Origin of the sequence: Mesorhizobium sp. B3-2-1 (genome assembly GCF_006439515.1) — a bacterium.
GTDB lineage: Bacteria > Pseudomonadota > Alphaproteobacteria > Rhizobiales > Rhizobiaceae > Mesorhizobium.
On the sequence record NZ_VFTI01000048.1, the window covers coordinates 1 to 23,710 of the forward strand.

At 64.0% G+C, this 23,710-nt stretch carries 27 protein-coding genes and 1 pseudogene; 10 read left to right on the forward strand and 18 right to left on the reverse strand.

Features of this window, described 5'->3' with window-relative positions:
* From FJW08_RS32775 to FJW08_RS30670, 4 genes and pseudogenes are all read left to right on the forward strand, one after another.
* A partial coding sequence (locus FJW08_RS32775) for a hypothetical protein (RefSeq protein ID WP_210241230.1) occupies window positions 1-297 on the forward strand: 297 nt, incomplete at its 5' end.
* Window positions 298-404: 107 nt separating this feature from the next.
* Window positions 405-1,439: an aspartate-semialdehyde dehydrogenase gene (locus FJW08_RS30660; RefSeq protein ID WP_140510518.1), complete on the forward strand. Its 1,035-nt coding sequence runs from the start codon at window positions 405-407 to the stop codon at window positions 1,437-1,439.
* A gap of 153 nt (window positions 1,440-1,592) precedes the next feature.
* Window positions 1,593-1,862 (forward strand): annotated as a pseudogene (locus FJW08_RS30665) (DoxX family protein); the annotation flags it as partial.
* A 123-nt stretch (window positions 1,863-1,985) separates the two neighbouring features.
* Complete coding sequence (locus FJW08_RS30670; protein ID WP_140764821.1) at window positions 1,986-2,249, forward strand: YMGG-like glycine zipper-containing protein; 264 nt, start codon at window positions 1,986-1,988, stop codon at window positions 2,247-2,249.
* Window positions 2,250-2,363: 114 nt separating this feature from the next.
* Here FJW08_RS30670 and FJW08_RS30675 read toward each other — a convergent pair whose 3' ends face one another.
* From FJW08_RS30675 to FJW08_RS30710, 7 genes are all read right to left on the reverse strand, one after another.
* Entirely contained in the window at window positions 2,364-3,209 is an 846-nt protein-coding gene (locus FJW08_RS30675) for an acyl-CoA thioester hydrolase/BAAT C-terminal domain-containing protein (protein ID WP_140813559.1), read from the reverse strand.
* A gap of 156 nt (window positions 3,210-3,365) precedes the next feature.
* Complete coding sequence (rpsP, locus tag FJW08_RS30680) at window positions 3,366-3,767, reverse strand: 30S ribosomal protein S16 (RefSeq protein WP_140764818.1); 402 nt, start codon at window positions 3,765-3,767, stop codon at window positions 3,366-3,368.
* A 49-nt stretch (window positions 3,768-3,816) separates the two neighbouring features.
* Entirely contained in the window at window positions 3,817-4,143 is a 327-nt protein-coding gene (locus FJW08_RS30685; protein WP_019862096.1) for a chorismate mutase, read from the reverse strand.
* 7 nt (window positions 4,144-4,150) lie between these two features.
* A complete protein-coding gene (gene ffh, locus FJW08_RS30690; protein WP_140813560.1) occupies window positions 4,151-5,719 on the reverse strand; it encodes a signal recognition particle protein in 1,569 nt (522 codons plus the stop codon).
* A 699-nt stretch (window positions 5,720-6,418) separates the two neighbouring features.
* Complete coding sequence (locus FJW08_RS30700; RefSeq protein WP_140813561.1) at window positions 6,419-7,372, reverse strand: type II CAAX endopeptidase family protein; 954 nt, start codon at window positions 7,370-7,372, stop codon at window positions 6,419-6,421.
* A gap of 176 nt (window positions 7,373-7,548) precedes the next feature.
* Window positions 7,549-8,139: a DUF1236 domain-containing protein gene (locus tag FJW08_RS30705; RefSeq protein ID WP_140813562.1), complete on the reverse strand. Its 591-nt coding sequence runs from the start codon at window positions 8,137-8,139 to the stop codon at window positions 7,549-7,551.
* Window positions 8,140-8,204: 65 nt separating this feature from the next.
* Window positions 8,205-9,302 (reverse strand): putative zinc-binding metallopeptidase, encoded by a 1,098-nt coding sequence (locus FJW08_RS30710; RefSeq protein ID WP_140813563.1) that lies wholly within the window; start codon window positions 9,300-9,302, stop codon window positions 8,205-8,207.
* A 291-nt stretch (window positions 9,303-9,593) separates the two neighbouring features.
* Here FJW08_RS30710 and FJW08_RS30715 point away from each other — a divergent pair, with 291 nt between their 5' ends.
* Window positions 9,594-10,391 (forward strand): lytic transglycosylase domain-containing protein, encoded by a 798-nt coding sequence (locus tag FJW08_RS30715; protein WP_140813564.1) that lies wholly within the window; start codon window positions 9,594-9,596, stop codon window positions 10,389-10,391.
* Between the two features lie 48 nt (window positions 10,392-10,439).
* Here the strand turns inward: FJW08_RS30715 and FJW08_RS30720 are convergent, their stop codons facing one another.
* The 3 genes from FJW08_RS30720 to FJW08_RS30730 form a co-directional block, all read right to left on the reverse strand.
* Entirely contained in the window at window positions 10,440-10,928 is a 489-nt protein-coding gene (locus FJW08_RS30720; RefSeq protein ID WP_246682667.1) for a hypothetical protein, read from the reverse strand.
* Window positions 10,929-10,989: 61 nt separating this feature from the next.
* Complete coding sequence (locus tag FJW08_RS30725) at window positions 10,990-11,508, reverse strand: hypothetical protein (RefSeq protein WP_246682666.1); 519 nt, start codon at window positions 11,506-11,508, stop codon at window positions 10,990-10,992.
* A gap of 93 nt (window positions 11,509-11,601) precedes the next feature.
* Window positions 11,602-12,825 (reverse strand): argininosuccinate synthase, encoded by a 1,224-nt coding sequence (locus FJW08_RS30730; protein WP_140813566.1) that lies wholly within the window; start codon window positions 12,823-12,825, stop codon window positions 11,602-11,604.
* Window positions 12,826-13,127: 302 nt separating this feature from the next.
* On the opposite strand from FJW08_RS30730, the gene FJW08_RS30735 reads away from it, so the two are divergent.
* Together FJW08_RS30735 and FJW08_RS30740 are read left to right on the forward strand one after the other, a co-directional pair.
* On the forward strand, window positions 13,128-15,179 hold the full coding sequence (locus FJW08_RS30735; protein ID WP_140813567.1) for a bifunctional diguanylate cyclase/phosphodiesterase: 2,052 nt from the start codon (window positions 13,128-13,130) through the stop codon (window positions 15,177-15,179).
* A 91-nt stretch (window positions 15,180-15,270) separates the two neighbouring features.
* A complete protein-coding gene (locus tag FJW08_RS30740) occupies window positions 15,271-15,912 on the forward strand; it encodes a LysE family translocator (protein WP_140764791.1) in 642 nt (213 codons plus the stop codon).
* On the opposite strand, the gene FJW08_RS30745 is transcribed toward FJW08_RS30740, so the two are convergent.
* The 3 genes from FJW08_RS30745 to rlmN are packed head-to-tail and all read right to left on the reverse strand — an operon-like array spanning window position 15,884 to window position 18,044.
* The gene (locus FJW08_RS30745) at window positions 15,884-16,366 is read right to left on the reverse strand and encodes a hypothetical protein (RefSeq protein WP_140813568.1); all 483 of its coding nucleotides are present in this window, start codon (window positions 16,364-16,366) and stop codon (window positions 15,884-15,886) included. The genes FJW08_RS30740 and FJW08_RS30745 overlap by 29 nt on opposite strands.
* Window positions 16,363-16,812: a hypothetical protein gene (locus FJW08_RS30750; protein WP_140813569.1), complete on the reverse strand. Its 450-nt coding sequence runs from the start codon at window positions 16,810-16,812 to the stop codon at window positions 16,363-16,365. The genes FJW08_RS30745 and FJW08_RS30750 overlap by 4 nt, the downstream gene beginning before the upstream one ends.
* Window positions 16,809-18,044 (reverse strand): 23S rRNA (adenine(2503)-C(2))-methyltransferase RlmN, encoded by a 1,236-nt coding sequence (rlmN, locus tag FJW08_RS30755; protein ID WP_140764783.1) that lies wholly within the window; start codon window positions 18,042-18,044, stop codon window positions 16,809-16,811. The genes FJW08_RS30750 and rlmN overlap by 4 nt, the downstream gene beginning before the upstream one ends.
* Window positions 18,045-18,310: 266 nt before the next feature.
* On the opposite strand from rlmN, the gene FJW08_RS30760 reads away from it, so the two are divergent.
* Both FJW08_RS30760 and FJW08_RS30765 read left to right on the forward strand, forming a co-directional pair.
* Window positions 18,311-18,610: a hypothetical protein gene (locus FJW08_RS30760; protein WP_140764780.1), complete on the forward strand. Its 300-nt coding sequence runs from the start codon at window positions 18,311-18,313 to the stop codon at window positions 18,608-18,610.
* A 206-nt stretch (window positions 18,611-18,816) separates the two neighbouring features.
* Window positions 18,817-20,172, forward strand: a complete 1,356-nt coding sequence (locus FJW08_RS30765) for a chloride channel protein (RefSeq protein ID WP_140813570.1) — start codon at window positions 18,817-18,819, stop codon at window positions 20,170-20,172.
* A gap of 54 nt (window positions 20,173-20,226) precedes the next feature.
* Here the strand turns inward: FJW08_RS30765 and FJW08_RS30770 are convergent, their stop codons facing one another.
* The 3 genes from FJW08_RS30770 to FJW08_RS30780 all read right to left on the reverse strand — a co-directional run bounded on the left by FJW08_RS30770 (window position 20,227) and on the right by FJW08_RS30780 (window position 21,812).
* Window positions 20,227-20,730 carry an invasion associated locus B family protein gene (locus FJW08_RS30770; protein ID WP_127278701.1) on the reverse strand — a complete coding sequence of 168 codons (504 nt, stop codon included), beginning with the start codon at window positions 20,728-20,730 and terminating at the stop codon, window positions 20,227-20,229.
* Between the two features lie 284 nt (window positions 20,731-21,014).
* A complete protein-coding gene (locus FJW08_RS30775; RefSeq protein WP_140813571.1) occupies window positions 21,015-21,377 on the reverse strand; it encodes a YkvA family protein in 363 nt (120 codons plus the stop codon).
* Window positions 21,378-21,515: 138 nt separating this feature from the next.
* Window positions 21,516-21,812: a 4a-hydroxytetrahydrobiopterin dehydratase gene (locus FJW08_RS30780; RefSeq protein ID WP_140813572.1), complete on the reverse strand. Its 297-nt coding sequence runs from the start codon at window positions 21,810-21,812 to the stop codon at window positions 21,516-21,518.
* A 47-nt stretch (window positions 21,813-21,859) separates the two neighbouring features.
* On the opposite strand from FJW08_RS30780, the gene FJW08_RS30785 reads away from it, so the two are divergent.
* Window positions 21,860-22,378: a low molecular weight protein-tyrosine-phosphatase gene (locus FJW08_RS30785; RefSeq protein ID WP_140813573.1), complete on the forward strand. Its 519-nt coding sequence runs from the start codon at window positions 21,860-21,862 to the stop codon at window positions 22,376-22,378.
* Here the strand turns inward: FJW08_RS30785 and thpR are convergent.
* Entirely contained in the window at window positions 22,282-22,878 is a 597-nt protein-coding gene (thpR, locus tag FJW08_RS30790) for an RNA 2',3'-cyclic phosphodiesterase (RefSeq protein WP_140813574.1), read from the reverse strand. The genes FJW08_RS30785 and thpR overlap by 97 nt on opposite strands.
* A 117-nt stretch (window positions 22,879-22,995) precedes the next feature.
* A complete protein-coding gene (locus FJW08_RS30795) occupies window positions 22,996-23,652 on the reverse strand; it encodes an arylesterase (RefSeq protein ID WP_140813575.1) in 657 nt (218 codons plus the stop codon).
* Window positions 23,653-23,710: the final 58 nt, after the last annotated feature.

Here is a 23,710-nt window from a genome sequence, read left to right on the forward strand (position 1 = left end):
CTCCGAATCATGGGACCCCCATGGAATCAGATCAGTCGCAATCCCCAAAGCGCGTTAACCCGAGTTCGCAGCCCTGCCGCGGCGCGCCGCCAATTGACTCCTGCCGCAAACCGCGTAAAAGCCCGCTTCGAACGGGATCGTTTTTCGATGCGCGGCCTTTTGATGGCTCTTCTTGCATTCGACGCCCCCAGCCTCGATGCGAACCATTGGGCCGGGCGTGTCGGCGCGTCGTCTCGTTCCGGCAAAACCCCATTCTTGGCCAAGAAAACTACCAAAACCACCACCAAAACGGTGTGATTCCCTTGGCCTAACCACCCTCTCCCGGGTCCGGCCCGGGGGACGGAACCCGCACTTGGCCGGCGGGTTTTCTCCAAAAACCAAGCGGAGAGGGACAGGAGATTTCTATGAGTTTCAAGGTTGCAGTCGTCGGCGCCACGGGCAATGTGGGCCGGGAAATGCTCAACATTCTGGAAGAGCGCGGCTTTCCGGTCAGCGAAGTCGTGGCGCTCGCCTCGCGGCGCAGCATGGGTACGGAAGTGTCGTTCGGCGACCGCACGCTGAAGGTCAGGCCGCTCGACCAGTATGATTTTTCGGACACGGACATCTGCATCATGTCAGCCGGCGGCAACGTCTCCAAGGAATGGTCGCCGAAGATCGGCAAGCAGGGCTGCGTCGTCATCGATAATTCGTCGGCCTTCCGCTACGACCAGGACGTGCCGCTGATCGTGCCGGAGGTGAACCCGGACGCGATCTCGCTGTTCACGCGCAAGAACATCATCGCCAACCCGAATTGCTCGACGGCGCAGCTCGTCGTGGCGCTGAAGCCGCTGCATGACGCCGCCACCATCAAGCGCGTCGTGGTCGCCACCTACCAGTCGGTGTCGGGCGCCGGCAAGGAAGGCATGGACGAGCTCTTTACTCAGACCCGCGCGGTCTTCGTCGCCGATCAGGTCGACGTCAAGAAGTTCACCAAGCGCATCGCCTTCAACGTCATCCCTCATATCGACGTCTTCCTCGACGACGGCTTCACCAAGGAAGAGTGGAAGATGGTCGCCGAGACCAAGAAGATGCTCGACCCCAAGATCAAGCTGACGGCGACTTGCGTGCGCGTGCCGGTGTTCATCGGCCATTCGGAAGCGGTCAACATCGAGTTCGAGAAGCCGATCACCGCCGACGAGGCGCGCGACATCCTGCGCGAGGCGCCCGGCTGCCAGGTCTTGGACAAGCGCGAGGACGGCGGCTACATCACGCCGCTCGAATCGGCCGGCGAGGACGCCACCTTCATCTCGCGCATCCGCGAGGATTCGACCGTCGACAACGGCCTGTCGATGTGGATCGTCTCCGACAATCTGCGCAAGGGCGCGGCGTTGAACGCGGTGCAGATCGCCGAGCTGCTGGTCGAACGTGGCCTGATCCAGCCGAAGAAGAAGGCGGCCTGACGGCCGTCAGCTTTCGCTCACGGGCCGTACCGCCGCTGCCGCGGCTGGCCCTCCGCCAGGGCGCCGGACGACCGGCGGCCCGCCGTCGCGGGCTCGGCCTTCGGCCGGATGCCTTCCTTCTCCCCGTCATTACGGGGAGAAGGTGCCGGCAGGCCGCTCGGCTGGCCGGCCGACCCCAATGTCGCACGCCTGCTCGGCGTCATCGGCCTGATCTCGACCGCGCTCTACGCGCTGCCGCGCACTTCCGTGCTCGGCGCCATCCTGCTCACCGCCTATATGGGCGGCGCCATCGCCACCAATGCGCGTATCGGCAATCCGCTGTTTTCGCACACGCTGTTCGGCGTCTATCTCGGCATCATCCTGTGGGGCGGCCTCTATCTGCGCGACCCCAAAGTGCGTGCACTGATCCCGTTCACCCGATAGCCGTTCCGCGCCAACCGCTGCCGGATGTCGTCGCGATCTTCATTCTCCTCGGGATCAAATTAGCCGTCTGAGAGTTTAGGACTTGGCGGCGAGACGGCGATCCGCATGTGAGAGGAACGACAAATGAAGAGAATCCTGACCATTCTGGTGCTGACGACGGCGCTCGGCGCCTGTTCGCAAACGGAAAAAGGCGCGGCTGTCGGTGGCCTCGGCGGTGCTGCGGTTGGCGCGGCCGTGGCCAACAATCCGGTGCAAGGCGCGGTTGTCGGCGGTGCGGTCGGCGCCGTGGCCGGCGCGCTGATCGGCCGGGCCAGCGAACCGGGCCGTTGCCGCTATCGCGACCGCTATGGCCATACCTATGTCGATCGCTGCCCAAGCGGTTATTGATCGAACACCACACATGAAGAGCAAGGCGGCGGGCTTTTTTGGCCCGCCGTTTTCAGGCGATAAACTGTCTACGCATTGCGGGCGCTCGTGAGACAGCCGCCACCGCAGGCCGCGCTACAGCAGCTCCCGAATGTATCGCCAGGCATCCCGCCCCAGCTTCGCATCGGCGCGGTCGTTGCCGCCATGGGCATGCGAGCTCGAGCGCGGGGTGGTTTCACCGGGCAGGAGAATGCGGTGGCCCGCGTCGGGAGCCGAGACGAGGCGCGTGGCCTTTCCGGCGTCTTTTCGACGCTGGACGATCGATCGAGCAAAATCCAGGGACGGCCACAGCGCGTCGTCGCCGCCGGTGACCAGCACGATCTCCGCCGAAATAGACTCGACGGGAATGGCTGCCCTGTCCGCTTCCTGCTCGAACCTTGTCAGGCAGTGTTCGAAAAGTCCCCGGTAGGACACAAGGCCATCGACGTAGCTCGCCTTCCAATCCGGGTCGGTTGGAACAAAGGGGAGAGGGCGCCCCTCGAGCGTCCATGACGATCGCTCGGGCCAACTTATGCCGTCGCGGCCCGGCCCGATGTTTCCCCAGACCACCGATGTCGGGCTGATCGCAACCACGGCGTCGATGCGCGGGTCATGCGCCGCCGCGAGCAAGGATGCCTCGGCGCCTTTGGACGTGCCGACATAGACGATGCGGCGGCATCCCAATCCGACAAGGCGGTCGGTCGCGGCGAAAAACGTCTCCAGTGGGATTTCGCATATGCCGGGACCCTGGCCTTCGCCGCCGAACCACCGGAGGGCAAGGGCAGAGACGCCCTCGCTGGCAAATAGTCGTGCGCGGGAAATATCGACACGGCCGCTCGATCCGCTCAGTACCACGACACCTGTCGTGGCATCGGCGCATCGCAACAGGGTTCCGGCGACGACGCCGGACAGGATCTCCTCCGCGACTGGCCGTTCGTCCATCCGATCCTCAGCCGGAAATCAGAAGCTTTTCCAGAGCTACGCACTTTTCCTGGAATTGCTCCAGGGAAACAGCAAAGGGCAGGTAAACGACAAATGCAAACAGCAAAACGGCGGGCACAGGCCCGCCGTTCTGTTTCCGCAAGGAATGGGAAGCGATTACTCGGCGGTGGCGGCTTCCGCCTCGGCCGGCGCGGCAGCGGCCGCGGCGACGGCGGCAGCGGCGTCTTCCTGGGCCTTCTTCAGCAGGGCGGCGCGTTCCTGCGCCTTCTTGCCGGGCTCGGCCTTCTTCGGGTTGGAGCGGGCTTCGCGCTTGGCAAGGCCGGCCTCGTCGAGGAAGCGCAGGACGCGGTCGGTCGGCTGGGCGCCGTGCGACAGCCAATGCTTGACGCGGTCGGCGTCGACCTTGATGCGTTCGCCGTCCTTCGGCAGCAGCGGGTTCCACGAGCCGAGCGACTCGATGAACCGGCCGTCGCGCGGCGAACGGGCGTCGGCGACGACGACGTGGTAGTAAGGACGCTTCTTCGAGCCCGCACGGGCCAGTCTGATCTTCAGTGCCATTTCTTTTCTCCTAAAAGCTCTGATTTCGTTGATCTGTTCAGGCTGGTTATCAGCCGGTTTTCGTCACGCCGTTGGCAGCGGCGATCTGTTCGTGGTGCCGGATCACTTCGCGGACGACGAAGTTGAGGAATTTTTCCGCGAAATCCGGATCGAGATGCGCATCCTTGGCCAGCTGGCGAAGACGGGCGATCTGCTGCTGCTCGCGCGCCGGGTCGGCCGGCGGCAGGCCATGTTCGGCCTTGAGCACGCCAACCGCCTTGGTGCAGCGGAAGCGCTCGGCCAGCATGTGGATGAGGGCGGCGTCGATATTGTCGATCGAGGCGCGGTAGCCGGCCAGGATGGTGCGGGCGTCGGCCATGTCCTTTTCTTCGTTCATAGCGTCCTCACTTTTTCTTGCCGAGACCGGGCAGGCCGCCACCACCGCCAAGGCCGGGAAGCTTCATGCCGCCAGGCAGGCCGGGCAAGCCGCCGCCCGGGGCGGGCAAGCCCTTCATGCCACCGAGGCCGGCGGCCTGCGCCTGCTTCTGCAAGGCTTCGAGCTGCTTGGGATCCATCTTCGACAGATCAGGCATGCCGCCGCCCATCATGCCGCCGAGACCCATCTTGGAGGCAAGACCGCCCATCATGCCGCGCATGAGGCCGCCGCCTTTGCCCTTGCCGCCCATCGCCTTCATCATGTCGGCCATGCCGCGATGCATCTTGAGCAGCTTGTTGATCTCGGCCGCATCGGTGCCGGAGCCGGCGGCAATGCGCTTCTTGCGCGAGTGTTTCAGCATATCGGGATTGGCGCGCTCGGCCTTGGTCATCGAGGAGATGATGGCGAGCTGGCGGCCGAACATCTTGTCGTCGAGACCGGCGGCGGCCATCTGGTCCTTCATCTTGCCCATGCCCGGCATCATGCCCATGATGCCGCCCATGCCGCCCATTTTCGACATCTGCTGAAGCTGCTGGGCAAGGTCGTTCAGGTCGAACTTGCCCGACTGCATCTTCTTGGCCATCGCCGCCGCCTGCTCGGCGTCGATGTTTTCCGCCGCCTTCTCGACGAGCGAGACGATGTCGCCCATGCCCAGGATGCGGTCGGCGATGCGCTTGGGGTGGAATTCCTCCAGCCCGTCCATCTTTTCGCCGGTGCCGATCAGCTTGATCGGCTTGCCGGTGACGGCGCGCATCGAAAGCGCGGCACCGCCACGGCCGTCGCCGTCCATGCGGGTCAGCACAAGGCCGGTGATGCCGACGCGCTCGTCGAAGCTTTTCGCCAGGTTGACGGCGTCCTGGCCGGTCAGGGAGTCGGCGACCAGCAGGATCTCGTGTGGGCTCGACACCTTCTTGATGTCGGCCATCTCGACCATCAGCGGCTCGTCGATATGGGTGCGGCCGGCGGTGTCGAGGATGACGACGTCATGGCCGCCGAGCTTGGCCGCCTGCACGGCGCGCCTGGCGATATCCACCGGGTTCTGGCCTGCTATCACAGGCAGCGTCGCGACCTTGACCTGCTCGCCGAGCTGGCGCAGCTGCTCCTGCGCGGCGGGACGCCGCGTGTCGAGCGAGGCCATCAGGACCTTCTTGTTCTGCCGCTCGGTCAGGCGCTTGGCGATCTTGGCCGACGTCGTGGTCTTGCCGGAGCCCTGCAGGCCGACCATCATGACGACGACCGGGGCAGGCGCGTTGAGGTCGATTGCCACGCCCTCGGCGCCAAGCATGTCGACCAGCTCGTCATGGACGATCTTGACGACCATCTGTCCCGGCTTGATCGACTTCAGCACGGCGGCGCCGACGGCCTTCTCGCGCACCTTGTCGGTGAAGGAGCGCACCACTTCCAGCGCCACGTCGGCCTCAAGCAGCGCACGGCGCACCTCGCGCAACGCCGCCGAGACATCCGCCTCCGACAGCGCGCCGCGGCCGGTCAGGCCGTTCAGGATGGAGCCAAGGCGCTCTTGTAGGGACTCAAACATTGATCAACCCACCGCGCGTGAGCGCCTTGGATTCATAGTGATCCCTGTCGGGCCGATGGCCCTCCACGCCTCTTGTGCGCTGCTGCAGCGATTCAAACATCTTGCTTCCTTCGATCCCGATTCATTCGAACCGAGAGGTAATGCGTTCGCGCCCAGTGTCCAAGCAAAAGCCAGTCCAAGCAAAAGCCCAAAACCAAAAAGCACCCGGGGGCGCACAGCGCTGCCGGGTGTTGGCCTCCAGGATCTGTTTACAGCACTTGGCCTCAAAGAGGCTTCGGCGTCCTGGTCGGCTTGCTCGGAGGGATACTCGTCGCGGAATTCGGGGCGTGTAGACAGGAAATCGGCGCGAGAGTCAAGGCAAGGGCCGCGTTCGTAGCATCTCAGTTCGAAATCCGACGCGATTGAACGTGGTGCAACAATGAGATGATAAATGACTCTATCTCCACCCTACGTGCAGCGGACAAGACGCTTGCCCAGGTATCCTGCGGGTCGCAGCCGGACGCAATCATGCCTGGCGCATTATGAAATGCGTCCGCCAGCCTGCGAGCCTTGTCCAGCTTATCCGTCGCGCGAATTTCGATAAGAACAAGGTGCAGAATCCTCAGGATCGTATCGTTGGTAACGGGTTGAGGATCAACCAATCCAAGTAGTCTCCCTTTTGTGCACCCACATTTTTCCGGCATCGGCTCAGCGGCGCTTTCAACTCGCGCCGCTAGCCTCCGCAAGATCCGCCGTGACCTTCAGCGGCGAGCGCGGGTGCAGAAGCAGCGCTATGGTCAGCAGGCTGCAGCCGATGCCAATCAGGGCGATCAGCGCTGCATCCGACGTCGTCCACCCCGGCCCTTCGAGCGGCCTGGCAGTGAACAAGGCGAAGGAATTGTAGCTCTCCTGATGCGAAATCAGCAGGAAGCCGGTCAGGTTGTTGCCGAAATGAGCGCCAAGTGCCGCGCCGAGATTGCCGGTCGCATAGACCACGAGCGTCAGAAGCAGCGCGAAAGCGGCGATCGAGACCAGCACGCAGGCGTTGATGGCGGCCGAGGAACCGCCGCTCCAGTGCAGCGAGGTGAACAGCAGGCCGGGCAGGAGCGCCCAGATGAAAGGGCTGCGGAACCGGCTGGCGAGGCCGCGCAGCAGGTAGCCGCGAAACAGCACCTCCTCCGACGAGGTCTGCAGCAAGGTGAGCGCGACGATCGGGATCGCGAACAGCAGCCAGGACGACAGGCTGATCGTGCCGCGCCCGATCCCCGGCGCCAGCAAATAGAGCAGGATTTCGGACAGAGCCGAGGTGATCAGCACCGCGATCAGCCCCTTGAGGAAGTCCGGTCGCGATACGCGGCGGCCGGCGCCGAGGAGGGCCGACAGCGGCTCGCCATGCACCCAGCGCATGGCGAGCCACAGGCCGATCCAGATGCCGGCGAAAGAGGTGAGAGCGCTGAGGATGCCGATGGGCGAGGCAAGGAAACCCTCCATGCCGTATGGCGAAGTCGCCGTCTGCCAGGCGAAGTAGACATAGGTGCCGCCGAACAGCACCGCCGCGGTGGTGGCGCCCCAGAACAGGACGACGATCAGCGTCCCCAGCAACAGGCGCGGCAAGGTCGTCCTGGCGTTCGGCGTGTTGCGATAGCGCTCGAAGGCAGTGTCGTCGATTGTCACGTCGATCCGAATCCATCGCTGCTTGATCGAGCTGTCCTTGATCTAGCCGATGGCCCCGGGAATCGGAATCGATATCATCTGGACGCGCAAACGGATCGTGCGGCACACCCGCCGTCCGGGCGCCGCACGGTCTTCCCAGTCCCGCAAGCGGCCGCTTCGGCGACCGCCGGCCTCTGTCACCGCACCACGTACATGATGCGCCGCGTCTGCGGATCGACCAGCGTCGGCTGACCGTTCACATAGACATAGCGATATTGGTAGTCCGGAATTTCGCGCAGCTCGACGGTGTCGGGCAGGGTTGCGCCGGTCACCACCTCGCCTTCGAGATAGACGGGGTCGAGGCGATGGGTGTCGACATAGGTCGTGACCTCGGCCGGAGGCCGGACGACAGTGTCGATCGGCTCGCCGGCGACGATCGCTCCGGTGTACTCGGTGGGGTAGTTGCCGATGTCATCGGGCGGCGAGACGACGGCGGAGCGGCGCTGCGTCAGCACCACGCGGCTGCCGCCGAAATCGGCGGTGACGTAATCGGAATAGACCCAGCCCTGGCCACCGGCTTCGGCGATAGTGCACCATTTGCTGTTTTCGATGCAGCCGTTGAGCGTCGCCGACTGGCCTGCGGCGAGCACGCCTATCACCGGGTATTGCGGACCCGGGCCGGCGCGCACGTTGAGGTCGGTGACTGCCGAGACCGCGGTATCGGCCAACGCGGCACCGGACATCACGGTGAACACTCCGGCGATTGCGGGAAACAATACGGATTTCATGGCTTCTCTCCGTTTTTTCGTGATCCCTCGGCGGTGAAAACGGGGTAGCGGCGCATGCGTTCCGGCTAAAACGCTTGTGCCAACTCACGATTTGTTCCCGCTTCTTTCGGCAAGCCGGTCACAAGATCGTGAACAAAGGCCAGTTTTTGCGCCGTCACGTCGGAAATGACGAAGGGGTAGAGGTCGGGCAGGCCCATGCAGCGGTTGATCGAATTGGAGGCTTCCGACAGCACCAGCCAGCGGGCAAGGATCTTGTCGAAGGGCTCGGGCGTGTTTGCAGGCTCCGAAGGCGCTGCCTGCAGCCGGCCGCCCGTATCGCCCCGCGGCAGTTCGTTCGCCTCCACCGTCTCCAGCCGGCCGAGCGGGAAGTTCAGGGCATGGACCATCTCCAGCGTGTCGGTGATGTGCAGGTGATGGGCCCAGGTCTCGGCCCAGTCCTCCCATGGGTGCGAGGTGGCGTAGGCCGAGATGTGGTGCTGCTGCCAGTCGGGCGCGGCGCCGTTGGCGTAGTAAGCCTTCAGCGCCTGTTCGTAATCGGCGCGTTCGTCGCCGAACAAAGCGCGGAACGCTTCCAGCCCTTGCGGATCGTCGCGGATCAGGCGGTCCCAGTAGTAATGGCCGAGTTCGTGGCGGAAATGGCCGAGCAGCGTGCGGTAATTCTCGCCCATCTCGATGCGACGTTTTTCGCGCTCGGCTGAATCGGCCTCCGCGACGTTCAGCGTAATCCGGCCGTTGTCGTGACCGGTGAGAATCCGTTCGCCGCCCGGGCCGCCACCGATCGGATCGGCGAGGAAGTCGAAGGCCAGCCCGATCTCGTCCCTCGGGCTCTGCTTGGGCGCCACCGGCAGGTCGAAGGCGAGCAGCGAATAGATGGCGCGCTTCTTCGCCGCCTCGACGCGGATCCAGCGGCGGCGGTTGCCGTCGACCGAGAGGTCGGGGATCAGCTGGTTCAGCACGCAGGCGCGGCAGAAGACCTGCCCCGGCTCGGCCATCCAGTTGCAGGCGCATTCGTCGGCATTGGTGCACTGGATGGCGCCATCGACGCCGGACAAGACAAAGCGCGCGCCCTCGGGATCATAGAGCACGAGACTGCTGCAGTTCAGGCACTGGGCGTTCTCGAAATAGAGACGGTGGCCGCAATGCGGGCAGTCGAAAAGTTTCATCTCGGTCTCAATTCATCAGGGGGCACAAGATGCAGGCGGCCCGTGGCCAAACGCGAGCCACCGCCCGGTGTTCCGCGGTCCGTCGAGACTATTTCGCTTCGCTGGCCCAGGCGCCGATGCGGTCCATGGCCGACATCAACCTCTTTCATGCCAGGGCCTCGCCACAATAATCCCTTGATCGTAGGCAAATTCCCCGGCATCCGCCAGCATCACGCCACAGACGGTGACAAATGCGCGTTTCGCTGGCAAATTCGCAATCGGGACGTGAATCAGGCAAACCAGGAGAACAACATGGCATTTCTTGCCAAGGGTAGGATTTTAGCAGCCGCGGTGGTGGCGGTGCTGGGGCTGGCAACGGGCGCGCAAGCGGCGGCCAGTTGCGGCAAGACCGGCGCCGGCTTCGACGCCTGGAAGCAGGATTTCGCCGCTGAGGCCAAATCCGACGGTGTCGGGTCCAGGGGCCTGGCCGCTCTGGCCGGCGCGACCTACGCAACGAGGACGATCTCCGCCGACCGCGCCATCCACAAGGCTTTCAGCGGCTCGGTGGATGATTTCATGAAACGCCGTGGCGGGTCGGCGATCATTTCCAGGGGCCGTTCGCTGAAGAAGTCGAACGCAGCGCTGTTCAACCAGATCGAACAGAACTACGGCGTGTCGCCGGGCGTGCTGCTCGCCATCTGGGGCATGGAAACCGGCTTCGGTGCCTCGATGGGCAACCAGAACACGGTCTCCGCCATTTTGACGCTTGCCTATGATTGCCGCCGCCCCGATTATTTCCACCCGCACGCCATCGCGGCCCTGAAGCTGGTTGACCGCGGCGCGTTGACCTCCTCGTCGGTCGGCGCCATGCATGGCGAGATCGGCCACACGCAGTTCCTGCCCGGAAATGTCTTGAAGTATGCGGTCGGCAGCGGAAACCTGCGCGACAAGGCGACCGCGTTGGCCTCCACCGCCAACTTCCTCAAGGGTCACGGCTGGCGGGCTGGCGCCAGCGCGCAGTCGAATATGGGCGCGATCGCCGGCTGGAATTCCGCAAGCGTCTATCAGCAGGCCATCGCCCGCATCGCGACCGCGATCGATGCCGACTGATCGAACCGTACGGCATTGAACGAAGAACCCGGCCTCCGCGCCGGGTTTTCATTTCACGTCGAGCGCATAGGGGCAGCCGGCCAGCGTCTTGCCGGGATGGGACTCGACCGTCGAGACATTGAGCGTGATGCGCGTGGCAAGACTCACGCCGCCGGCGTCCTCGGTGCTTTCGGTCACGACCTTCTCGCCAAGGAATTTATCCGGTGTCGAGACCATCGCCGGGACGTCGATCTGGCGGGCGAGGTCCGGCGCGGCGATGCCATCAAGCACCGCCATCGGCCCTGTCGCGGTAAAGACGATCGTTCCGGTCTCGCGCCCGAAGACATGGACCGGGGCGGGCAAGTCATATTGGCGCAGGAACGGATTGACTGACGGAACCTCTTTCCAGCTCAGCGCCTTCGCGGCGCCGGGTTCGCCGGCTAGCCAGAAGGCAAGGCCGTTGTAGCTGGGCACGTCGGCCCGGCACTCGATGAGTACGGCCAGGTCGAGCGAGGCGGGGTCATGGTCGTTGGCTTTGGCAACAGCCAAGCTTGCCAGGACAGCCAATGCGGGCAGGAAAGCGATTCCAGGAATGGCCGAGCGCCTGGGCACATCACTCTCAATAATGCGCGTAGCCGCTCGCCGGGCATTTCTGGGAAGCGGGAACCTGAAAAGTGCCGTCAATGCCGCTGCAGTTACGGAAGTTGGGCGACCGCGGCGCCTGGGATTGCGTGGGCGCAGTTGCCTTCGCCTTGCCCTTGAGGACCATCCAGATCTCGGTCGGCTGGTCGAGCTGCAGCCTGTTTATGTCGGAATAGCTGATGCGGCCGCTGCGTATCCCATCGGCAATGCGCTGGCAGAACAAAGCGGGCATGCGTTCCTGCGAGACGCCCATGAACAAAGCCATGTCATGCTTGAACGTAAGGTCCGATGTGCGGGCTGAGGCAATACATTCGTTCATATCCACCTTCGGGTCACGCTTGGCGCCTGCGTGTGAGGCCTGGCACACCGACAAGACGACGACCGCGCCAAGCAGAAGAGAAATGCTATTTTTCACTGTCAAAACCCCAAAACCCGCAAATGAACTTAAATGAAGCCGCCAAAAGGTCAAACAGGAACCGACTATAGGCAGCTTCATTTTGTCTATATTAGCGGTTGCAAATAGAAACCCGGCGTCTCCGCCGGGTTTCTTGAATGTTGACTGACAAAGGTTCAGGTCGCTGTCTGGACATCAGCCCTTGCGGTTGCGCGCGGCGAGCGTGCGCAGCCTCAGCGCATTGAGGCGGATGAAGCCGGCGGCATCCTTCTGGTCGTAGGCGCCACGGTCGTCCTCGAAGGTGACCAGCGCGTCGGAATAGAGCGTCTTCCCAGACTTGCGGCCGGTGACCATGACATTGCCCTTGTAGAGCTTCAGCCGCACCGTGCCTTCGACGTCTTCCTGGCTCTTGTCGATCATCGCCTGCAGCATCAGGCGCTCGGGCGAGAACCAGAAGCCGTTGTAGATGAGCTCGGCATAGCGCGGCATGAACTCGTCCTTGAGGTGCGCGGCACCGCGGTCGAGCGTGATCGATTCGATGGCGCGATGAGCCACGATCAGGATGGCACCGCCGGGCGTTTCATACACGCCCCGCGATTTCATGCCGACGAAACGGTTCTCGACCAGGTCGAGCCGGCCGATGCCATTGTCGCGGCCGAGATCGTTGAGGGCGCCCAGCATGGTGGCCGGCGACAGCTTCTTGCCATTGAGCGCGACCGGATCGCCCTTCAGGAACTCGATCTCGATCTCGGTGACGGCGTCCGGCGCGTCCATCGGCGACACGGTGCGCTGGTGGACGAATTCCGGCGGCTCGCTCCACGGGTCTTCCAGCACCTTGCCCTCGGAAGAGGAGTGCAGGAGGTTGGCGTCGACCGAGAACGGTGCGTCGCCCTTCTTGTCCTTCGGCACCGGGATCTGGTGCTGTTCGGCGAAGTTCATCAGGTCGGTGCGCGACTTGAACGACCAGTCGCGCCACGGCGCGATGACCTTGATGTCGGGGTTGAGCGCGTAAGCCGAAAGCTCGAAACGCACCTGGTCGTTGCCCTTGCCGGTGGAGCCATGCGCGATGGCGTCGGCACCGGTTTCGCGGGCGATCTCGACCAGGTGCTTGGAGATCAGCGGCCGCGCGATCGACGTGCCCAGCAGATAGGTGCCTTCATAGACGGTGTTGGCGCGGAACATCGGGAAGACGAAGTCGGATACGAATTCCTCGCGCACGTCGACGACGCGGATATCCTTGATGCCCATCATCTCGGCCTTGCGGCGCGCCGGCTCCAGCTCGCCGCCCTGGCCGAGATTGGCGGTGAAGGTGACGACTTCGGCGCCGAGTTCGGTCTGCAGCCATTTCAGGATGATGGATGTGTCGAGGCCGCCGGAATAGGCGAGCACGACCTTCTTGACGTCTTTGATCTTGGACATTTCTGCTCCGTCGAAAAGCGGACGCTCGAGGCAACGGCGTCACGGATTGTCGGAGCGCCTTTTAGCAGGAACCGCAAAGCGAGCAAGCACAGGCGGCGCCAGAGTTCTGATCCAGCTGGGCAGCTATACGGGCTGGGGAAACAACCTGCGACAATCAGCGGATGCATTTACATGTCGTATTTAATCAAGTTTTCACCCCCGGCCGCTAAACAAGCAGGGACAGAGCCGCCCTAGCCACATGTTGGTGCCGAAGCGGCTTTTGCCCGTTCGTCGCGGGTATCCTCGGGCTTGGGTCATCCCAGATGCGCGTCATATCATGCATCGTCACGGAGCATAATCTGTGGCTCGTCCTGCTGGCCGCGCTGATGTGCGTCACCGGCTGCTGGGTGACGATTGGCCTCCTGGATCGCGCCAGGAAGACCCTTGGCGTGCAGATGCGGGGCTGGCTCTTCCTGACAGCGGTCGCGGCCGGCTCTTCGATCTGGTGCACGCATTTCATCGCCATGCTGGCCTATCAGCCCGGCGCGCCGATCACCTTCGATCCAGCGCTCACCATGATATCCCTGGTCATCGCCATGATTGGAACCGGGGTGGGTTTCGGCCTTGCCCTCGACAAAAGCCGCAGCCTGGCGCCGGAATGGGGCGGATGCCTTGTCGGGCTGGCAATCTGCGCCATGCACTATACCGGCATGATGGCCTATCATGTGGCCGGCATCGTCGAATGGGACGCACGCTATGTCGTCGCTTCGGTGCTGATCGCGATGGTGTTCGCCGCCGTGGCGATCGGCCAGACGGTGCGTCGGCCATATCGCTGGTCGCATTATCTCGGCATCGGGTTGCTGGTGCTGGCGATCGTCGGCCTGCATTTCACGGCGATGGCCGCGGTGGCGGTGACGCCGCTCTCCTTCATCACAACGGGCACCAATCCCGATATCCTCGAGGCGATGGCCGTCGCTGTCGCCGTGGTCGGCCTGATCGTCGCGGCCACCGGCTTTGCCAGCTATCTGATCGACGAACGTGGCCGGCTCGAGAGCTTCGAGCGATTGCAGCACCTTGCCCTCAACGACGCGCTGACTGGTCTTGCCAACCGCGTCTCCTTCAACGACCGCCTCGATCATGAGATCGAGCGGGCAAGCGAGGAGGAAGACATGATGACGGCCGTCATCGTCATCGATCTCGACCGCTTCAAGGAAATCAACGACCTCAGGGGCCATGCGGCCGGCGACCAGGCACTCAAGATCATCGCTCGCAGGTTGGCGAAACTGGCCGGCGACGGCGAGTTCGTCGCCAGGCTCGGCGGCGACGAATTCGCCGCGATCAAAAGCTTCAAGGACCAGAACGAACTGCTCGGCTTGGTTTCACGCCTGGAGAAATCCCTGTTCGAGCCGCTGCTGATCGACGATTTCGAGACCGTCACCGGCGCCAGCATCGGCGTCGCCGTCTATCCGCGCGACGGGGCCGACCGGGAGAGGCTGGTCAGCAATGCGGATCTGGCCATGTACCGCGCCAAGAACGACGTGGCGCGGGCCGTCTGCTTTTACGAATCGGCCATGGACGAAACGGCGCGGGCACGGCGCGCGCTGGCCACCGACCTCCGCCAGGCGATCGAACGCCGCGAACTCACACTCCACTACCAGGTGCAGACTTCGGTCTCGACCGGCGCCACCTGCGGCTACGAGGCGCTGTTGCGCTGGACCCATCCTGTGCATGGCATGATCCCGCCCGCTGAATTCATCCCGATCGCCGAGGAGAACGGCTCGATCCTGGCGATCGGCGAATGGGTTCTGCGCACCGCGTGCCGCCAGGCGGCGTCGTGGGACAACGGTCACAAGATCGCGATCAACCTGTCGCCGGTGCAGCTCGCCCATGCCGATCTCGCCAAGCTCGTCCACCAGATTCTGGTCGAAACCGGCCTGTCGCCGAAGCGCCTCGAGCTGGAACTGACCGAATCGACGATCGTCGCCGACAAGGTGCGCACGCTGCACGTGCTGCGCCAGATCAAGGCGCTGGGCGTGACGATCGCCATCGACGATTTCGGCACCGGCTACTCCTCGCTCGACACGCTGCGCTCGTTTCCGTTCGACAAGATCAAGCTCGACCGCTCCTTCATGGCCGATGTCGAGCGCAGCCCGCAGGCCAAGGCGATCATCCGCGCGGTACTGACACTGGGGCGCAGCCTCGACATTCCGGTGCTCGCCGAAGGCGTCGAGACACATGTCCAGCTCACCATCCTGCAAGTGGAAGGCTGCAACGAGGCGCAAGGCTATTTTCTTGGCCGCCCCAAGCCGATCGACCAGATTCTGCGGCCGGCGGCGGTCCTCGCATTGGCCGAGATGGACCAGTCGGCGGCGTAGAAGCCTCTGCTGCCCGGAGGATGTACGACCTTGGCATCTGGCGCCGGCGCGACGCACCCTGTATAGGCTCCCGGTCTCCCTGGGGCCTGCCATGTCCTTCATTCCCGACATCACCACGCTGATCCAGTTCGCCATCGCCACCGTGATCCTGGCGATCACGCCAGGCCCTGACATGACGCTGTTCGTCTCGCGCACGCTGAGCCAGGGCCGGGCCACCGGCTTTGCCTCGATGGCCGGCGCGCTGTGCGGCACGCTGATCCACACCACGCTGGTGGTGGTCGGCATCTCGGCGCTGATCGTCGCCTCGCCGATGGCTTTCTTCGTGCTGAAGATCTTTGGCGCCGGTTATCTCGTCTTCCTGGCCTGGCAGGCGATCGCCAAGGGCTCGGCCTTTTCGCCGGAAAAGAAGACGGGTCCGCAGATTTCGCTGCTGCGCAGCTGGGCGGCGGGGCTCGGTGTCAACCTGCTCAATCCGAAGATCATCCTGTTCTTCATGACCTTCCTGCCGCAATTCGTCTCCGCGCACGATCCGAACGCGCCCGGGAAGCTGTTCTTCCTCGGCTCCATGTTCATCGTGCTGTCGATCCCGGTAACGGTACCGATGGTGCTGGCGGCGGAAAAATTCTCGGCGGCGATGAAGGCCAGCCCGCGCGTGACGCGGGTGGTCGACTATCTCTTTGCCGGCGTGTTCTCGGCCTTCGCGCTCAAGATCCTGACGGCCCAGGCGAAGTAGGCGCTTTCTCGTCCTTCCACCAGCTTCCGGCCCAGCGCCCGGCGCTGAGCCAGTAGAAGATGCCGCCGACCATGCCGCCGCCAATGACGGCCATGATGGCGCTGGTCTCGGTGACCGCGAACGTGGAATCGCGGATATTGTCGACCAGGCCGAGGAAAACCCCCGCTACCAGCGCGCCCGCCAGTGCGTAGAACAGCCAGTCGCGCCGGCCGAGGATTTCGGCAATCAGGATGACGAGCGCGGCCGGCGCGAAGCCGAAATAGGCGACGAACAGGGCGACGAAAGGAATTGAAAAATAGAGCGATGCCGTCGCCGCCAGATGGGCTTGCGCCGGCGCGTAGCCGAGCGAGGCCAGGAACAGGATGTTGAGGAAGGCGCTCGCCGCCAGCGAGGCGATGGCGTAGCCGAACAGGATGATGGCGAAGCGCACGATATAGGCGACGAGACGGTTCATCGGGGATCACGACCCGCGGGATGACCGGATTTGTGTCCGGCCAGACGCCAGTAGACCCAGCCGGCGGCGATGCCGGCCGCGGCCAGAAAACCGAGGAAGCCTGGATTGAAGACGAAGCCGCCGGCCGAGCCGGGGACAAAGACACCGAAGGCGATCGACGTGATCGCACCCGTGACGGCGAAGTAGAACCATCCTCGCAGCGCCAGCCGCTCGGCGAGGACGATCGCCGGGCCGACGATCAGCAGCGCGCAGATCGCCACGGTCAACACGGCGAGTGGGAACGAGGCCAGCCAGTCAAATGTGAAAATGATCGACCAGTTGCCATCCTCGATCCCCGCCAGAAGAACGATCAGCAGCACCGGCACCAGGATCGAGGTCAGCACGGCGGCGATATAGCCGATTGCTATTATGGCGAGGCGCTTCATCCAGGCAAGCGAGCGGCTCACACCTCGCCGTGCCCCGCGATCATCATGGCTTCCAGCGCCAGCCGGTCGACCTTGCGCATGCGTTCCGATTCCGACTTCAGCTGGCCGCAGGCGGCCAGGATGTCGCGGCCGCGCGGCGTGCGGATCGGCGAGGCATAGCCGGCATTGTTGATATAGTCGGCGAATTTCTCGATCGTCTCCCAATCCGAGCACTGGTAGTTGGTGCCGGGCCACGGGTTGAACGGGATCAAATTGATCTTGGCCGGAATGCCCTTGAGCAGCTTGATCAGGCCCTTGGCGTCCTCGATGGAATCGTTGACGTCCTTCAGCATCACATATTCGAAGGTGATGCGCCTGGCGTTGGAGAGGCCGGGATAGGCGCGGCAGGCGGCGATCAGCTCCTTCAGCGGATACTTCTTGTTGATCGGCACCAGGAGGTCGCGCAGATCGTCATTGGTTGCGTGCAGCGAAATCGCGAGCATGACGCCGATCTCCTCGCCGGTGCGGAAGATTTCGGGCACGACGCCCGAGGTCGACAGCGTGATGCGGCGCTTCGACAGGGAAAGGCCGTCGCCGTCGGAGGCGATCAGCAGCGCCTTCTTGACCGCCTCGAAATTGTAGAGCGGCTCGCCCATGCCCATCATGACGATGTTGGAGACTTTCCGGCCCTCGGCCGGCACGATGGCGCCGTCGGGCGTGTCGCGGTCGGGGAAATCGCCGAGCCGATCACGCGCGGTGAGCAGCTGGGCGAGGATTTCCTCGGCCGTCAAATTGCGCACCAGCTTCTGCGTGCCTGTGTGGCAGAACGAGCAGGTCAGAGTGCAGCCGACCTGCGAGGAGATGCAGAGCGTGCCGCGGCCTTCCTCGGGGATATAGACGGTTTCGATTTCGACCGGCCGGCCGGCGCCGCGCGGCGGAAAGCGGAACAGCCACTTTCGCGTGCCGTCGGCGGAAATCTGCTCCTCGACGATCTCGGGCCGGGCGACGGTGAAATGCTTGTCGAGTTCGGCGCGCAGATCCTTGGAGATGTTGAACATGCCGGCGAAGTCGGAAACGCCGCGCACATACATCCAGTGCCAGAGCTGCTGGGCGCGCATTTTCGCCTGGCGCTCCGGCACGATGCCTGAAGCGACGAGGGCCTCGCCGAGTTCGGCCCGCGTCAGGCCGATCAGCGACGGTTTTTCGGCCGTCACGGCACGGCCGCGCAACGCGTCGCGGGCGCCTTCTGCGGTAAGGTCGAGTGAAAGGGTCATGGCTCTACTGATATAAACGGTTTGCGGCCGATTTCATCCATCGGCCCGATGTCAAGCGCGGCGCATAGCACAGCTTGGCGGCGGAGTCATGCTGCGGCTATCGGGCAGCTTGTCCCGCCGCCGGGCCGCGGGGGACAAGCTGCGACTGCCTTGTGCCGTTCCCCGGCGCGCGATCGATCACATATTCGTGTCGGCGTAACGGCTGGCGCGCCGTCCGCGAACCCTGAATGGGGCGACTGTGCCCCTGCACAATGGGAGTATGCGGAATGAAATCGATCAAGCTCGCCGTCATCGCCGGCCTCGCCGCTCTTTGCGCCTCGCAGGCGTTCGCCGAGGACACGATGGGCACCATGACCATGATGAAAGGTGGACAAGTGACGGCGATCATGCCGGACGGGCACATGGGCACTATGATGCCGGACGCGAAGATGGGCGCCGATATGATGAAGATGGCCAAGCCGATCAAGCATTGCATGATGATAATGACCGACGCCAAGGGCAAAGCCTACATGGTCGACACGTCGACTAAGAAGGCCCAGGCCGAATGTGAAAAAATGGCCATGTGACGATCTCGCCAGCGCTTGCCCGCCGGCTCGGAGGCCGGCGGGACGGGCACCGTCCATTTCGACTGAAGGCGACTTATGCCCTTTTTGGAGCATGTTCGCGAGCGGCCGCCCCAACGCGGCGGCCCTTTTGTCCCTCCGATCGTCAGACTCTTACTTGATCGGCATCATGCCTGTGTTAGGGCTGGGTTTTCCCCACGAGGACACACATGGCCGGCCAATCGCGAAGACATCCCATGCTGCGGCGTTCGCAGGCGATGTGGGCCACGCGCCGTGTCTGGCAGCCGCGTCTGGTGTTCTGGGCCGGTGCGATCTCGATCGGCCTGATCAGCGTGTTGTTTGCCGTGCTGGCCGACAAGGCACAGGCGCTGTTCCATGTGCTGATCGGTGATGATGGCGGCTGGCGGTTCTATCTGCCGCTGGCGATCACACCGCTCGGCTTCGTCCTGTGCGCGTGGCTGGCGCACGCCTTCTTTCCGGGGTCGCAAGGGAGCGGCATTCCGCAGGCGATCGCCGCCCGGCACCTGCGCGACGACGACGACCGCAGCCATATCCTGTCGCTCAGGCTGGTGGCGGGCAAGATCGTGCTGACCATCGTCGGGCTGTTCTGCGGCGCTTCCATCGGCCGCGAGGGTCCGACCGTGCAGGTTGGCGCGTCGCTGATGCTGCAGGCGGCGCGCTGGGGCGGCATGGCGCAGGCGCGCGGCCTGATCCTGGCGGGATCGGCCGCCGGCATCGCCGCCGCCTTCAACACGCCGCTCGCCGGTATCGTCTTCGCCATCGAGGAGATGGGCCGTACCTATGAGTCACGCACCAACGGCCTAGTGCTGACGGCGGTCATCCTGGCCGGCCTCGCCTCGCTCGGCGTGCTCGGCAACTACACCTATTTCGGCGTGTCCAAGGACACGATCTCGTTTGCCGTCGACTGGCCGCTGGTGATTGCCTGCGGCGTCATCGGCGGCGGCTTTGGCGCCTTGTTCTCGTTGCTGGCGCTCAAGGCGACACGCAGGATCCGACGCTGGAACGCACTGCAGCCGCTATGGCGCGCGCTGCTGGTGGCGGCGGTCTGCGGACTGGCGGTGGCGGTGATCGGCATCGTCTCGGGCGGGCTGACCTTCGGCACCGGCTACGCCCAGGCGCGCAGCGCGGTCGAAGGCACGCCGCTGCCCTGGTTCTTCTTTGCCGAGAAATTCGCAGCCGGGCTGCTGTCGATGATTTCAGGAATACCCGGCGGCATCTTCGCGCCCTCGCTGGCGGTCGGCGCCGGCATCGGCAGTTCGCTCGGCCTGGTGTTCGGCAGCAGCGCCGGCGTCGCGGCGCTGCTCGGCATGGCCGGCTATTTCGCCGGCGTGGTGCAGGCGCCGATGACCGCCTTCGTCATCATCCTCGAAATGACCGGCAATCACGACAATGTCATCGGCCTGATGCTGGCCTCGATGCTGGGCTACGGCACGGCGCGCCTGATCTCGCACGAGCCGCTCTACCACGCCCTGTCGCGGATCTTCATCGCCGAGGCGATCCGGCGGCGGCGGGCGGAGGCCGCACCGGACTCGGGCCAGAGCTGAAAAGCAAAAGGCCGGGCGTCGCAGCCCGGCCTTTGGTTCAAAACCGAAGATAGCCTATTTGCACTTGGCGATCGAGGACAGCGCCGCCGAAATGCCCTTCAGCGAGAAGACATAGTTCGTGGGATTGCCGCGGCCCGACTTCGCCGACACCTTCATGTCGGTGCCGGTCTTCATGGCGGCGATCAGCACCGGTTCCTCGGCGGCGTTCTCGACCCAGGCCGATTTTCCACGCGTGAACATCGAGAAGGTCTTCTTGTCGATTGTGACGGTGGCCTTGGAGCCTTCCTGGAAATTGTAGCCGGCGATGAACTGCGGCTCATAGGATACCTGCTGGCCGGGCCGCTGGCTGACGAAGAAGAACATGTCGCCGTGGTCGAGCGTCGGCGGCTGCTTGTCGGTCGGCACGGTCAGCACGTAGCAGACCTTGCCGCCCGACGCCTGGTAACTGTAGGTGCCCCAGGCATTGTGCTGGCCGATCTTGGTCGCCTGCTGGGCCAGCGCCGGCGCTGCCGAGGCCGCCAGGACCAGGCTCGAAACTAGTGCTATCAATCCGCGCATCGTTTTTCCCGTATTCCAAATGGTGCGGAGGCGGGCCGCGTGGCGTCCTGCCGTCGCTTCATTTTGATTTAATCTGGGTTACCAAACGGTGAATTTCCCAAGAGAAAAGGGACCTTCACCCCAGGAAACCGCCGCCATTTCCGCGCCGCCGCGTAGTCAGCGGCCGGCACAGCGTCCCTTTGGCGACTTGGAGGCCACGAAAACGGCAAGAGTTTGACTGTTGAGCGCCGCTGAACGCCTCTGTCCAGAGGCCGGGCGACGCGGCGGGTTTCGGCGGCGGGACTTTAGCCCTTGTCGGCGATGGCGTCCTTGGCGGCTTGGCGATGCGCCGGCGTGATATGGGCGCTGACGGCGGTGATCGCGGCGGTCAGGACGGCGATGTCGTCTGTGAAGCCGAGGCCGAAGATGAAGTCGGGGACGAGGTCGACTGGCAGGACGAAATAGCCGAGCGCGGCCACCAATATGCCCTTGGCGCGCAGCGGCGTGTTCTTGTCCATGGCGCAGTAATAGGCGGCGACGACGTCTTCCATGAACGGAATCTGCCGTGCTGCCTTCTTGGCCGTGCGCCAGAACTTTTCGCGCACTTCGCCTTCGCCGCCCAGCCTGTCGCCAAAGCCAAAGAAGTCAAAACCGGATTCCTGCGACATCAATCTCTCCTTGCGGGTCCCATGCGCATGCTGGCGCATCCCGGCCGATCAAAATGTGGTGAAAGCCGAACCCGGCTGCAAGATGCGGGCGCCCGATTTGGCGGGTCGGCGCCCGCCGCGAGCATGGCCGGCCGGTGTTCAGCCGCCGAAATAGCGGTTCATCTTCTTGGCCAGTTCGATATCGAGCGCCGTGACGCCGCCGGCGTCATGCGTGTTCAAGGTCACGTCGACCGTCTTGTAGACATTCGACCAGTCGGGATGATGGTCCATCTTCTCGGCGGCCAGCGCGACGCGGGTCATGAAAGCGAAGGCTTCGGAGAAATTGTTGAAGGTGAAGGTGCGGGCGATCGAGGCGCCGTCCTTTGCCAGCGCCCAGCCGTCAAGCGCCGTCAGCGCTGCTTCGGCGGCTTCCCTGCCCAGTTTCTCTCTCGTCATGTCCGCCTCCCGTGCTATTGCGCTGAAATCAACATAGCGCCGGATCCATGATCGCGAAGCCCATAAATTCCATTCTTTTCGTCTGCCTCGGCAACATCTGCCGGTCGCCGCTGGCGGAAGGCGTGCTTCGCGCCGTGTTTTCGGAGCGCGGACATGGCGGGGATATCTTGCTCGATTCGGCCGCAACCAGCGGCTGGGAGGTCGGCTCCGCTCCCGATCCGCGCTCGATTGCCATCGCGTCGCGCCACGGCATCGACATCTCGCGGCAGCGGGCGCGCAAGATCATGCCGGAGGATTTTCAGCGCTTCGACCTGATCCTCGGCATGGACCGGTCCAACGTCGCCGACCTGAAGGCGCTGGCGCCGACGGCGGTGCGCGATCGCATCCACCTGTTCCTGGAATTCGCCGAGGGAAAGCCGCTCGATGTGGCCGATCCCTATTACGAGGACCGGGAAGCGTTCGCTTCGGTCTACCGCATGATCCGCGAGGCATCGGAGGCGCTGGCGACACGGCTGGCGGCGCGCGTATCGACGCCGGACAGCGGCCAGACTTCCTCCACGACATAGGGGCCGCCACCGACCGAATCGCGCGACGACATCAAGACGAAGCGGCTGACGCGGAACGGCAGCGTCGAGAAATTGCCGCGCGCCGACAGATATTGGGCGACGTCGAGCGGGCTCGAATTGCGCAGGCGCGCCAGCGTCACATGCGGCATGAATTTGCGCGGATCGGCGGGGATGCCGAGCCGTTGGCAAATGCGCTCGATCTCGGCCTGAAGGGCGGCCAGATCGGGCGAGGGGGAAGCGCCGGCCCACACAGCATGCGGCTTCTTCTGGCCGAAAGCGCCGACACCCGACAGCGCCAGCGAGAAGGAAGGACGGTGCACCCGGTCGAGCGCGTTGGCGATCTCGTCGGCGACATGGCCTTCGACATCACCGATGAAGCGCAGCGTCAGATGGTAGTTTTCGACGTCGATCCAGCGGGCCCCGGGCAGGCCGCCGCGGAGCAGGGACAGCGAAAGGGCGGCATCACGCGGAATTTCGAGGGCGATGAAAAGACGCGGCATGAAGAGCCTCCCTTCCTCGAATCGAACTGTCATCCCTAGCGAATCATCGATGATCAAATGGAGCAAGTGGTTTGTTGGTCACAGGCTTTGCTAAAAGTTTCCCCAAGGGAAAGCGGCTTAATCGGATATCACGAACCCTCCCGGCACCGCGGCGATGGCCTTTTCGACCGTCGGCAGGATCCGCTCGACCATCAGGTCGACCCCTTTGGCGTTCGGATGCAAGCCGTCCTCGAGTTGCAAACTGGGCTGGCCGGCGACGCCGTCGAGAAAGAACGGGTAAAGCGTAACGCCGTATTTCGCGGCGAGTTCCGGAAAGACGGCGTCGAAGGCGTTCTGGTAGTCGGCGCCGAGATTGGGCGCGGCGCGCATGCCGGCCAGGAGCACGGCAATCTTGCGCTCCTCGAGCTTGCCGAGCATGGCGTCAAGGTTCTTCCGGGTGATGTCGGGCGAGACGCCACGCAGCATGTCGTTGGCGCCGAGTTCGAGGATTACAAGCTGCGTCCCGTCCGGCACCGACCAGTCGAGCCGCGCCAAGCCGCCGCTGGAGGTGTCGCCGGAGACGCCGGCATTGGCGACGGTGACGTCATGGCCCCTGGCGCGAAGGGCGGCCTGCAATTTGTCGGTAAAGCCCTCGCCCGGGCCAAGGCCGAACCCCGCCATCAGGCTGTCGCCGAAGCCGACGATCTTGAATGGCTCGGCGCGCGCCGACGAAATGGCGCCGCAAATGGCGAGGAAAACGATCAGGCCTGCGGCTATCAGGCGTTTGAAAGACATGCGGCAGGCCCCATATGACAGAGAATTCTTCCGGCGATGGCTTCCGACAGGCAGAGCC

Excerpts from the sequence above, each read along its gene's own strand:
- ffh (WP_140813560.1), bottom strand. The coding sequence starts at position 5,719 with ATGTTTGAGTCCCTACAAGAGCGCCTTGGCTCCATCCTGAACGGCCTG.
- FJW08_RS30730 (WP_140813566.1), bottom strand. The coding sequence starts at position 12,825 with ATGTCCAAGATCAAAGACGTCAAGAAGGTCGTGCTCGCCTATTCCGGC.
- rpsP (WP_140764818.1), bottom strand. The coding sequence starts at position 3,767 with ATGGCACTGAAGATCAGACTGGCCCGTGCGGGCTCGAAGAAGCGTCCT.
- FJW08_RS30740 (WP_140764791.1), top strand. The coding sequence starts at position 15,271 with ATGTCCTTCATTCCCGACATCACCACGCTGATCCAGTTCGCCATCGCC.
- FJW08_RS30775 (WP_140813571.1), bottom strand. The coding sequence starts at position 21,377 with ATGTCGCAGGAATCCGGTTTTGACTTCTTTGGCTTTGGCGACAGGCTG.
- FJW08_RS30685 (WP_019862096.1), bottom strand. The coding sequence starts at position 4,143 with ATGAACGAAGAAAAGGACATGGCCGACGCCCGCACCATCCTGGCCGGC.
- FJW08_RS30785 (WP_140813573.1), top strand. The coding sequence starts at position 21,860 with ATGATCGCGAAGCCCATAAATTCCATTCTTTTCGTCTGCCTCGGCAAC.
- FJW08_RS30780 (WP_140813572.1), bottom strand. The coding sequence starts at position 21,812 with ATGACGAGAGAGAAACTGGGCAGGGAAGCCGCCGAAGCAGCGCTGACG.
- FJW08_RS30715 (WP_140813564.1), top strand. The coding sequence starts at position 9,594 with ATGGCATTTCTTGCCAAGGGTAGGATTTTAGCAGCCGCGGTGGTGGCG.
- FJW08_RS30770 (WP_127278701.1), bottom strand. The coding sequence starts at position 20,730 with ATGCGCGGATTGATAGCACTAGTTTCGAGCCTGGTCCTGGCGGCCTCG.
- FJW08_RS30735 (WP_140813567.1), top strand. The coding sequence starts at position 13,128 with ATGCGCGTCATATCATGCATCGTCACGGAGCATAATCTGTGGCTCGTC.
- FJW08_RS30745 (WP_140813568.1), bottom strand. The coding sequence starts at position 16,366 with ATGAACCGTCTCGTCGCCTATATCGTGCGCTTCGCCATCATCCTGTTC.
- FJW08_RS30725 (WP_246682666.1), bottom strand. The coding sequence starts at position 11,508 with ATGAAGCTGCCTATAGTCGGTTCCTGTTTGACCTTTTGGCGGCTTCAT.
- FJW08_RS30795 (WP_140813575.1), bottom strand. The coding sequence starts at position 23,652 with ATGTCTTTCAAACGCCTGATAGCCGCAGGCCTGATCGTTTTCCTCGCC.
- FJW08_RS30710 (WP_140813563.1), bottom strand. The coding sequence starts at position 9,302 with ATGAAACTTTTCGACTGCCCGCATTGCGGCCACCGTCTCTATTTCGAG.
- rlmN (WP_140764783.1), bottom strand. The coding sequence starts at position 18,044 with ATGACCCTTTCACTCGACCTTACCGCAGAAGGCGCCCGCGACGCGTTG.
- thpR (WP_140813574.1), bottom strand. The coding sequence starts at position 22,878 with ATGCCGCGTCTTTTCATCGCCCTCGAAATTCCGCGTGATGCCGCCCTT.
- FJW08_RS30765 (WP_140813570.1), top strand. The coding sequence starts at position 18,817 with ATGGCCGGCCAATCGCGAAGACATCCCATGCTGCGGCGTTCGCAGGCG.
- FJW08_RS30675 (WP_140813559.1), bottom strand. The coding sequence starts at position 3,209 with ATGGACGAACGGCCAGTCGCGGAGGAGATCCTGTCCGGCGTCGTCGCC.
- FJW08_RS30670 (WP_140764821.1), top strand. The coding sequence starts at position 1,986 with ATGAAGAGAATCCTGACCATTCTGGTGCTGACGACGGCGCTCGGCGCC.
- FJW08_RS30660 (WP_140510518.1), top strand. The coding sequence starts at position 405 with ATGAGTTTCAAGGTTGCAGTCGTCGGCGCCACGGGCAATGTGGGCCGG.
- FJW08_RS30760 (WP_140764780.1), top strand. The coding sequence starts at position 18,311 with ATGAAATCGATCAAGCTCGCCGTCATCGCCGGCCTCGCCGCTCTTTGC.
- FJW08_RS30705 (WP_140813562.1), bottom strand. The coding sequence starts at position 8,139 with ATGAAATCCGTATTGTTTCCCGCAATCGCCGGAGTGTTCACCGTGATG.